This window comes from Cellulomonas sp. P1_C4, assembly GCF_056406355.1.
The window spans coordinates 139,372-148,521 of sequence record NZ_JBFUAI010000007.1; the positions used below are offsets into that span (position 1 = coordinate 139,372).

Annotated in this window: 10 protein-coding genes; 4 read left to right on the forward strand and 6 right to left on the reverse strand. The window is 71.5% G+C overall.

The annotated features are described in order from the left end of the window. Positions 1 to 13: 13 nt before the first annotated feature. The 3 genes from AC1DYZ_RS07455 to AC1DYZ_RS07465 form a co-directional block, all read right to left on the reverse strand. Positions 14 to 1,444 carry a serine hydrolase gene (locus AC1DYZ_RS07455; RefSeq protein WP_477064567.1) on the reverse strand — a complete coding sequence of 477 codons (1,431 nt, stop codon included), beginning with the start codon at positions 1,442 to 1,444 and terminating at the stop codon, positions 14 to 16. A gap of 116 nt (positions 1,445 to 1,560) precedes the next feature. Further along, the gene (locus AC1DYZ_RS07460) at positions 1,561 to 2,145 is read right to left on the reverse strand and encodes a GNAT family N-acetyltransferase (protein ID WP_477064568.1); all 585 of its coding nucleotides are present in this window, start codon (positions 2,143 to 2,145) and stop codon (positions 1,561 to 1,563) included. A gap of 31 nt (positions 2,146 to 2,176) precedes the next feature. Then, positions 2,177 to 3,007 (reverse strand): IclR family transcriptional regulator, encoded by an 831-nt coding sequence (locus AC1DYZ_RS07465; RefSeq protein WP_477064569.1) that lies wholly within the window; start codon positions 3,005 to 3,007, stop codon positions 2,177 to 2,179. Positions 3,008 to 3,161: 154 nt separating this feature from the next. On the opposite strand from AC1DYZ_RS07465, the gene AC1DYZ_RS07470 reads away from it, so the two are divergent. The 3 genes from AC1DYZ_RS07470 (at position 3,162) to AC1DYZ_RS07480 (ending at position 6,784) form a co-directional block, all read left to right on the forward strand. Continuing rightward, complete coding sequence (locus AC1DYZ_RS07470) at positions 3,162 to 4,451, forward strand: MFS transporter (RefSeq protein ID WP_477064570.1); 1,290 nt, start codon at positions 3,162 to 3,164, stop codon at positions 4,449 to 4,451. 55 nt (positions 4,452 to 4,506) lie between these two features. Then, positions 4,507 to 5,760 carry a glycoside hydrolase family 1 protein gene (locus AC1DYZ_RS07475; protein ID WP_477064571.1) on the forward strand — a complete coding sequence of 418 codons (1,254 nt, stop codon included), beginning with the start codon at positions 4,507 to 4,509 and terminating at the stop codon, positions 5,758 to 5,760. 97 nt (positions 5,761 to 5,857) lie between these two features. Further along, complete coding sequence (locus AC1DYZ_RS07480; RefSeq protein ID WP_477064572.1) at positions 5,858 to 6,784, forward strand: cold-shock protein; 927 nt, start codon at positions 5,858 to 5,860, stop codon at positions 6,782 to 6,784. 45 nt (positions 6,785 to 6,829) lie between these two features. Here the strand turns inward: AC1DYZ_RS07480 and AC1DYZ_RS07485 are convergent, their stop codons facing one another. The 3 genes from AC1DYZ_RS07485 to AC1DYZ_RS07495 all read right to left on the reverse strand — a co-directional run bounded on the left by AC1DYZ_RS07485 (position 6,830) and on the right by AC1DYZ_RS07495 (position 8,554). After that, a complete protein-coding gene (locus AC1DYZ_RS07485; protein ID WP_477064573.1) occupies positions 6,830 to 7,477 on the reverse strand; it encodes a dihydrofolate reductase family protein in 648 nt (215 codons plus the stop codon). 1 nt (position 7,478) lies between these two features. After that, positions 7,479 to 7,817, reverse strand: a complete 339-nt coding sequence (locus AC1DYZ_RS07490) for an ArsR/SmtB family transcription factor (RefSeq protein ID WP_477064574.1) — start codon at positions 7,815 to 7,817, stop codon at positions 7,479 to 7,481. A gap of 323 nt (positions 7,818 to 8,140) precedes the next feature. Further along, complete coding sequence (locus AC1DYZ_RS07495) at positions 8,141 to 8,554, reverse strand: VOC family protein (protein WP_477064575.1); 414 nt, start codon at positions 8,552 to 8,554, stop codon at positions 8,141 to 8,143. Positions 8,555 to 8,783: 229 nt separating this feature from the next. Here AC1DYZ_RS07495 and AC1DYZ_RS07500 point away from each other — a divergent pair, with 229 nt between their 5' ends. After that, positions 8,784 to 9,125: a YciI family protein gene (locus tag AC1DYZ_RS07500; RefSeq protein WP_477064576.1), complete on the forward strand. Its 342-nt coding sequence runs from the start codon at positions 8,784 to 8,786 to the stop codon at positions 9,123 to 9,125. Positions 9,126 to 9,150 lie beyond the last annotated feature (25 nt).

Consider the following 9,150-nt stretch of genomic DNA (forward strand, 5'->3'; position numbering starts at 1 on the left):
CTCATCCCAGCGTTCAGCCAGACGACCCGTCCAGACCCCTGAGCAGCGCCGCAGCGTCGTCGTTCTCCGGGTCGAGGTCGATGGCCCGACGGAGGAGCTCGGCCGCCGGACCGACGTCGCCGTCCACCAGGTGCCCCCAGCCGGTCATGGCCCACGCCTGCGACGAGTCCGGTCGGACCGTGGTCCACACGTCCAGGAGAGGTCGGACCAGCTCGGGGCGGTGCAGCTCGATGGCGCCCCAGACGGCGTCCTCGAAGTGCCCGTCGTCGAGGTCGACCTGAGCGGGGTCGGCGCGCTCCAGCCGGTAGAACGTCTCGACCGCCGCGTCCTTGCCCCCGGCCTCGAGGGCCGCCGCCACCGGCAGGGTGATCGGCTTGAGCTGCGCGTCGATCCCTGTCGCCTCCGTCGGGACACCCAGCGCCAGATCGAGCGCGGCGCTCACGACGGCGCGGGTGGGGGCGGTGTTGGAGTTCGCGAGCACCACGACCCCGGTCCCGCGGTCGGGGATCAGAGCCAAGCGCGAGGTGAAACCCGGATCGGCGCCGCTGTGGCCCACCATCCGGTGTCCGCGGTAGGTGCCGAGGAACCATCCCAGGCCCACCGCCTCGCTCCACGGCGGGTCCCCGACCTCCGCCTGCGGCTGCCACATCCGCTGCGGTGCGCCCGCGTCCGCCAAGGTGCCCAGCATCCACCGGGACAGCTCCGCGACGCTCGAGTGCAACGTCGAGCTCGGCGCGTGTCGGCGGGTGTAGGGGTAGGCGTCGGCCGGGACGACCAGCGGCGCCCCGACGTGCGGGGCGGAGGCGAGCTCCGACGGGACGTCCGCGTGCAGGAACGTGCTGCGCGCCATGCCGGCCGGGTCGAGGACGAGGTCCTTCATCGCAGACTCGAACGTCCGCCCGGTCACGGTGGCGACCACGTGCCCGAGCACCTCGTACCCGACGTTGCAGTAGGCGAACTCGGTGCCGGGGTCGGTGGTCAGGTTCTTCACGGACAGGCCGCGGACGAGCTCGGCCAGGGCGTCGTCGCCCAGCTGGGGATCGTGCCACCCGTAGTCGGTGACGTCCGGGATGCCGCTCGTGTGGGTGAGCAGGTGACGCAGGGTGAGCTCGGCCTGACGACCGTCGGCCAGGGTCAGCTCAGGTAGCCACCGGACGACCGGGGCATCGAGGTCGAGCAGCGGCTCGCTCCGCTCCGGTCCAGCGGTCGCGAGCCCGACCACGGCCGCCGCGACGAACGGCTTCGACACCGAGGCCAGGTGGAACAGCGTGTCCGGCGTGACGGGACTGCCGGTACGCAGGTCGCGCGTCCCGAACCCCCGCGCCAGGGCGACCTCACCGTCCTGGACCACCGCGACCGCGAGTCCCGCGAGCCCGTGCGTCTGCATGAGCTGCTCGATCAGGGGCCAGAGCGAGGTCTCCGCACGGCGCTCCAGAGAAGTCACTCGAACCTCCTCGTGCCGCGACGGCCTCGGTCAGCAGCGAGCATTGCCCTCGCAAAGGCCAGGACAGGGTGTCTCTGAATGGTGGCACGCGCGGCCCGCGCCCTGCGTGGCTGAACTCATCCGAGTCGGTCCGCGAGCTCCAAGCGCATGACCGGCCGACTCGGGTACGTGCGGCCGATCTCGTGGAAGCCGGCCGCCTCGAACATGGCGAGCGTGCCGGTGAACACGGCCGAGCCCGAGACCGCGGCGGCGCGGAGCCTGCCGACGTCGACAGGGTGGCCCTCGACGGCCGACGCTCCGTGCCGGCGGGCGTGCGCGACGGCGGCCACCAGCAGGGCCGTCCCGACGCCTTCGCCGCGGTGCTCACGGCGAACCGCGAAGCAGGTCACCCACCACACGGCTGGATCATCGTCGAGAAGGCGTTGCAGCGCCCGGTTCAGCATGATCCCTGGCAGAGTCGCGCGCGGAACGACGCGGGACCACCCCGCAGGGCTGCCGTCGACGTACGCGACGAGACCCACAGGGATGTCGGCCGCCTCGATCTCTCGGCGCAGCTCCTCGCGATTGCTCGGCTGGTCGTGCGTACGAAATCGCTGGCACCAGCATGAGTCGGGTGTGGACGCGCGAACGCCGAACGCCGCGACGACGTCGGACCAGCGATCCGCCGTCGCGGTCTCGACGCGAATCCGGGCGCCGGTCATGGTCGACGGACCGGGCCTGCGGTCGCCGCGATCACGAGCGGGACCAGTCGGGGTGTGCGCGGACACCTTCGCCGGCTGCCACCGCCCGGCTGGCGGCGCGGCCGGCGGCGCGCAGCAGCGGCTCGATCCGACTCTCGGGCAGACCGTCGGCGGGCACGATCATCCCGATCGCCGCCACGACCCGGCCGTGCCGGTCGCGCACCGGGACACCCACTGACACGACGGGCGACGTCGGCCGGCGCAGCACGGCGACGTCCGTGCGGCGCACCTGCGCGACCTGTTCCCGGAGCTCGGCGCCCGACGGTCGAGGGGACTCGAATGTCGGCCAGCGGTAGTCCCCCTGCTCGATCAGCGACTCGAGCAGCGTGCTGCCACCGGCGGCGAGGAGCACCATGCCGGCGGCCGTCGGGACCAGCGGCACATGCCCCCCCACGTAGTAGTGCACGGGAAGCACCTCCTGGCCGTCCCGGCGGTCCAGCACCACGGCCTCGTCGTCGTCCCGGACGACGAGCTGGACGTGCTGGCGGGTGACGGCGACCAGGTCGTCGAGGAGGGGAGCCACGGCGCCGCGGAGCGAGACGGTGGGTTCGGCGAGCGAGGCGAGCTCCCACAACCGCAACCCGACGCCGAACGCGCCCGACGGGTCCCGGTCGAGCATGCCGAGGGCGACCAGCTGGGAGGCCAGTCTGCTCGCGGTGCTGATCGGCAGTTCGGCACGTGCCGAGATCTGCCCGAGCGAGAGGTGGCGGTTGTCGTCGTCGAAGGCCTCGAGGATGCGCGCCGCCCGGCGCAGGACGGCCTCGCCCTGGGGCGGCCGACGGCCACGCGCGCGGGCTGGTGGGGTGTCCGGGCTCTCGTCCACCGGCTTCCTCCGTCCGTCGCGCTCGACTCCGACGATTTCCATTCAATGGAAACGAGTATGCGGCGCCGGCGGCCCTCGCCGCACCCTCGTCACCACGGCGCGCACCGCCTCCGCGCAGGTCGCCCGAACGCCCCGCATCGACGAAGGAGTCGCCATGCACGACCTCGAGCCCCACCCCGTGATCGAGAACCCACCGCCCGGCGTGCCGACGGCCGACCGACGCCCCGGTGCACGGTTCCACCTGCTGCTCGCAGCCGGCGTGTTCACGGTCAATGCCGCGCTGCTGACGGCGTCGATCCTCACGCTGTCGCTCAAGGCGACGCAGATCGACCCCGAGCACGCCACCTCGATCCTGTCCGTCGCGGCCGCCGTCGGTGCCGTGTTCACGATCATCGGCTACCCGCTCATGGGACGGCTCAGCGACCGGACGCTCGGCAGGTTCGGCAGACGACGCCCCTACCTCGTGCTGGGCGCGGCACTCATCGGCGCCGGCGCGCTGCTCATGGTCGCGGCGGCCACCACCCCCGTCCTCGTCGCCGCGCACGTGCTGCTCAGCATCGGCTACGTGACCTCGCTGGTCGCCGCCTCCGCCCTGGTGCCGGACCAGGTCGTCGCCGAGCACCGCGGTCTCTCCTCGACGATCGTCGGGCTCGGGACGCCCGTGGGCGCGCTGCTCGGTCTGTTCGTCGCGCAGCTGGTGCAGCCCGACCTCACCGCGATGATCGTGCTGCCCGCCGCGCTCGGCGTGATCGGCAGCCTCGCACTGGCACTCGGGGTGAAGGACGCACCGCTGTCGCCTGAGCTGCGCCCGCCACTGGCGCTCCGCGACCTCGCGGGCACGTTCTGGGTCAGCCCGCGGCGTGCGCCCGCCTTCGCGTGGGCGTGGGTCAGCCGGATCCTCATCTTCCTCGGCGTCGCCGCGGTCAACGCGTACCAGGCGTTCTACCTGATCATGGTCCAGCACGTGGACCCCTCCGAGGTCGCCGGCAAGATCTTCCTCGCGACCCTGCTGCTCACCGGCGCCTCGCTCCTGCTCGCGCCGATCGCCGCGCGGATCTCGGACCGGATCGGCCGTCGCAAGCCGTTCGTCCTCGTCGCGGCGGTGGTCTTCGCGGTGGGCCTCGGTCTCGTCACCACGGCGTCCTCGTTCGAGCAGTTCCTCGTCGCGATCACCGTCATGGGCGCCGGTCAGGGCGTCTACCTCGCGGTCGACTTCGCGCTGGTCACCCAGGTCCTGCCCGACCCCGAGAACCCCGCCAAGGACCTCGGGATCATGAACCTCGCCAACACGCTGCCGTCGTCCATGGTCCCCGCTCTCGCCCCCGCGCTGCTCGCGATCGGCGCTGCCGAGGGCCAGCAGAACTTCACGGCGTTGTTCGGCTTCGGTGCGATCGCGGCCGTGCTCGGCGCGCTCGCGGTCCTGCCCATCCGCGGCGCGCGCTGACCTCGCCCGAGCAGGTCGTGCCCCTCGTCCACCCGCTACCCCACAAGGAGCAACCATGCCCCCCACCTACCCCGAGACGTTCCTGTGGGGCGTCGCGAGCGCCGGTCACCAGGTCGACGGCAACGACATCATGAGCGACACCTCGTTCCTCGAGCAGGTCGAGCCCACGGTGTTCGTCGAGCCCAGCGGCGACGCGTGCCGCAGCTGGGAGCTGTGGCCGCAGGACCTCGACCTCGTGGCGGCGGCCGGCCTGACGTCGTACCGCTTCTCCGTGGAGTGGGCGCGCACCGAGCCGGAGGACGGGCGTCCCGACTCGGCCGGGCTCGACCACTACGACGCGATGGTCGACGGCTGCCTCGCCCGGGGCCTTGCCCCCGCGATCACGCTCAACCACTTCACGTCGCCGCAGTGGTTCGCACGAGCGGGCGGCTGGCTCTCACCCGATGCACCGAGCCGGTTCGCCGACCACTGCACCAGGGTCATGGAGCGGCTGGGGGACCGCGTCGCTCTCGTCGTCACGCTCAACGAGCCGAACCTGCCGGCGACGCTGCTGTGGGGCGGCCTGCCCGACAGCGTCGTCGACCTGCAACGCCGGACGCTCGAGGCCGCGTCCCGCGCCGCCGGGGTGCCGCGGTTCCGCTCCGCCAACGTCGTCGTGCCCGAGGAGCGGCTGGCGATCGAGGACGGCCTGGCGCTCGGGCACGTCGCAGCGCGGGCCGCGGTCCGGGCCGCCGCGCCCGATGTGCCGGTCGGCCTGGCCATCGCCGTCGTCGACGACGTGGCGCTCGACGACGAGGGCGCGACCCTCGTGTCCCGCAAGCGAGCTGACTGCTACGAGCGGTGGCTCGAGCTCGCCGCGGGCGACGACTTCATCGGCGTGCAGAACTACGAGCAGGTCGCGCACGACCGCACCGGACCGGTGCACCCGGTCGGGGCAGCCGCGGTGAACCAGATGGGAACACCCGTGGTACCCGAGTCGCTGGGGGGCGCCGTCCGCTACGTCCACGGGGCGAGCGGGCTGCCCGTCGTCGTCACCGAGCACGGCATCGCCACCGCTGACGACACGGTGCGTGCCGAGTTCCTGCCGCCGGCGCTCGAGAGCCTCGACGCCGCGGTGGCCGACGGCGTCCCGGTGCTCGGGTACTACCACTGGACATTGCTGGACAACTTCGAGTGGATCTTCGGGTACCGCTTCCAGCTGGGTCTGCACACTGTGGACCGGGTGACGGGGCGCCGGACGGCCAAGCCGAGCGCCACCGTGCTCGCGGACGCAGTCGCCCGACGGCGGGCCGGGGTGCCCGTGGGCTGACCGGCGCGGCGTCGTCGGAGCGGGCTGCCGAGAGCCGCGAGCGGTTCTGTCGTGGACACTGGGTGCCAGCAACGTGAGCGTCGACAAGGAGTCAACCGTGCCTGAGGGAACTGTCCGCTGGTTCGACGCCGAGCGGGGGTTCGGCTTCCTCTTCCTCGGGGACGACGCCGAGGACCTGTTCGTGCACGCGTCCGAGATCATCGGTGATGACGGGCCGAGGCTGCTCCGAGAAGGGCAGGTCGTCGAGTTCGAGCTGGGCGAGGGGGACCGCGGACCGCAGGCCCGCCGCGTCCGGGTGACGGGTGACCACGCCCCCGACGCACCCCTGGGCGTGCTCGGCACGGTCTCCTGGTACGAGCCCGGCAAGGGATACGGCTTCATCACGCCCGACGGCGGTGGTGCGGAGATCTTCGTGCACAGCTCGGCCATCGTGGGCGGCGGCGTGATCTCGGAGGGGCAGCGGGTGGCGTTCCTCATCGTCGACGGGGAGCGAGGGCCTCAGGCCGACCACCTGCTGCCGCTCGGGCCCGAGGCCGTCGGGCGACCTCAGGCGTCCGACGGAGCGGACGGCACCGTGTCCTGGTACGACGGCGAGAAGGGCTTCGGGTTCGTCACACCCGACTCGGGCGGCGAGGACCTCTTCGTCCACGTCCGAGCGCTGCCCGGCGGCGTGACCGAGCTGTCCGAGGGTGATCGGGTGACCTACGACGTCGGCACGAGCGAGAAGGGACTGCAGGCTCGCAACATCCGACTCGTCCGGGGAGCGCCCGTCGCGTCAGAGCGCAGTCGGTCGGCCCCCTCAAGCGAGTCCGGCGGCTCCGTGCGCGGCGGCGAGGGCGTGGTCGCGCGGTACGACACGGAGCGCGGCTTCGGCTTCATCACCCCGGATGCGGGGGGTGCAGACCTGTTCGTGCACGTGTCGGTCGTACGGGGCGCCGAAGGGCTGCAGGAGGGCGATCGGGTCAGGTACAAGGTGCGCCAGAGTGATCGGGGACCGCAGGCCGACAGCGTCGAACGGGTGTGAGCCAGGCTGAACCGCCCCGTCGGCGAGCGATCGTCTGGGTACGTCCTATCGCGTGAACCTGACGTGGGTCGTGCCGCTCTCGGCCACTTCCGTCGTCACCTTGTGGGTGAGCTCGAACCCTTGCAGGTGGTCCCAGAGTCGATTGCCCCGGCCGAGGACGACCGGAGCGACCATGAGGTGCAGATCGTCGACCAGGCCGGCACGCAGGAAGTCGCGTGCGGTGCTGTACCCACCGCCGACGCGCACGTCTCGGCCGTCGGCAGCCTCGCTCGCCTCGGCGAGCACGTCCTCGATGGCGCCGTCGCGGAAGTGGAACGTCGTTCCGCCCTGCATGGGGATGGGCGGACGCGGCGCTGTGTGGGTCAGTACGTAGACCGGGGTGCCGAACGGCGGCTCGTCACCCCACCAGCCCTTCCACTGCGGATCGTCGGGGAACGAGTGCAGGCCGAACATGCTCGCGCCCATGATCTCGGCGCCGATGCCCTCGAAGAAGGCGACGGCGTGGGAGTCGTCGACGCCGGTCGTGCCGGCGCCGCTGGTGTCCCCGAAGACGCGCTCGCGGAACGTCCGGGTCGCGGCATAGGCGGCCGTGAGGCGCCCCCAGTCCTCGCCCATCGGATTCTCGGAGTCGTCGCCGGMGATGGGGGTGTAGCCGTCCAGCGAGACGAACAGGTCCATGCGCACGCGGGTCATGTCAGGTTTCCTTCGCGGTGGTGCGGTTCAGGTAGCTGCCGAGCCGGTCGGCTCGACGTTCTGCGGGCGTCCTTTGTTCGCCCAGCCACAGACGCAGGGCGTCGAGGGCGCCCGGGCGCAGGCTCACGGTGCGGACGCGGCCGTGCTTCTCCGAGGTGACCACGCCCGCGTCCTCGAGGACGCGCAGGTGCTGCAGAAGCGACGGCAACGCCATCGAAAACGGTGCCGCGAGCTCGGACACGACGGCCGGGGACTTCGCGAGACGCTCCACCATCGCCCGGCGCGTCGGATCCGCGAGAGCCCGGAGCACGGCGTCCAGCTCGTCGTAATACTTAGGCACTTGCCTAACTATCGTCTCGAGTCCGGTGTGCGTCAACCGTGAGTCGTAGGTCGCGCCCGAGCGTGTCGGGGTGTCGCGGACCGACCGCTCGGCATGCGACAGCGGGCACGCTGCGAGTGCACTCCTCAGCCTTTCGCGCTGGCTGGACGGAGGAACTCACGCTAGTTGTCCGGCAGCCGAGAGTCTGGCCTGCTGACGTACAGGTGCTTGACACGCACGTCGCCTCATCGCTTTTCCGGGTCCTCAGGATCGCGGGACAAGGGTCCGGGATGGCGGGGGCCAGCACACTGCTGGCTCAGACGCTCGTCATCGTTCCTCAGCAGTCAGTGCTGGCGTTCTGCGGAGGACGCAGGGAGCTCGGGCGGCGGCGTCACGGTAGTGATGCAGAACGGGTGGCCCGCGGGGTCCAGGAGCACCGTCCACCGCGGGTCCGGCTGCGGATCGGCCAGCTTGGCTCCCAGAGCCACCGCGCGCTTTACCGGCCCGTCCAGGTCGTCGCCGGCCGTCAGGTCGAGGTGAACGATCGAAGCTCCCGGCCACTGAGGCGGGCGGTAGTTCTCCACCCGCTGCGGGGTGAGCAGCAGTCCTGGGACCTGCACGCCCACGCTGGTCGGGCGACTCCAGAGCAGACGTCCCCCCAGCAGCCGGAGGTAGAACTCCGCCAGCTCGGCCGGGTCGGCGCAGTCCAGGGACACCCCCACGAACCGCACGCCGCCGGGATCCGCTGACGCTGTCATCGCGCCATGGTGCCATCCACCCCGTGGACACCTCCATGCGACGTGGACAACGCCGATGACATCCCCCAGCTCGGCGTTCGTGGCTGGAGGAACTCATCGCAGCGCCCCAATCCTCCGGGCGGTGGAAAAAGGAAGTGGCGGCCGTAAGAACTCGGCCTGTCGATTCCGGCGAGGCTCGTCCGTCACAGTGGTGACAGGCCACGCCGGGCGGCCGCACAGGAGGAATGCCATGACGCAGTACGCCATCTACTTCAACCAGCAGTGGGTCGGAGATCACCCGGCCGAGTGGTTCCAGACTCGCGTGGAGCCCAGCACGGCGGTCGTCCGTGACATGGAGGCGGCCGGGGTCCTGGTCTTCGCCGGCGGGCTCGAGGAGGACCTGGCCGACGCGTTCAGTGCCGACGCAACGAGCGGGACCGTGTCGATCTCCGACGGTCCCTACACCGAGACCACCGAGTACCTGGGCGGGATCACCATCATCGAAGTGCCCGACCTGGAAACGGCCAAGATGTGGGCGGGCAGGGTCGCCGAGGGGTGCGGCTGGCCCCAGGAGGTCCGGGTCATCAAGTAGGTCTGACCCGTCGGCCGCACAGGTC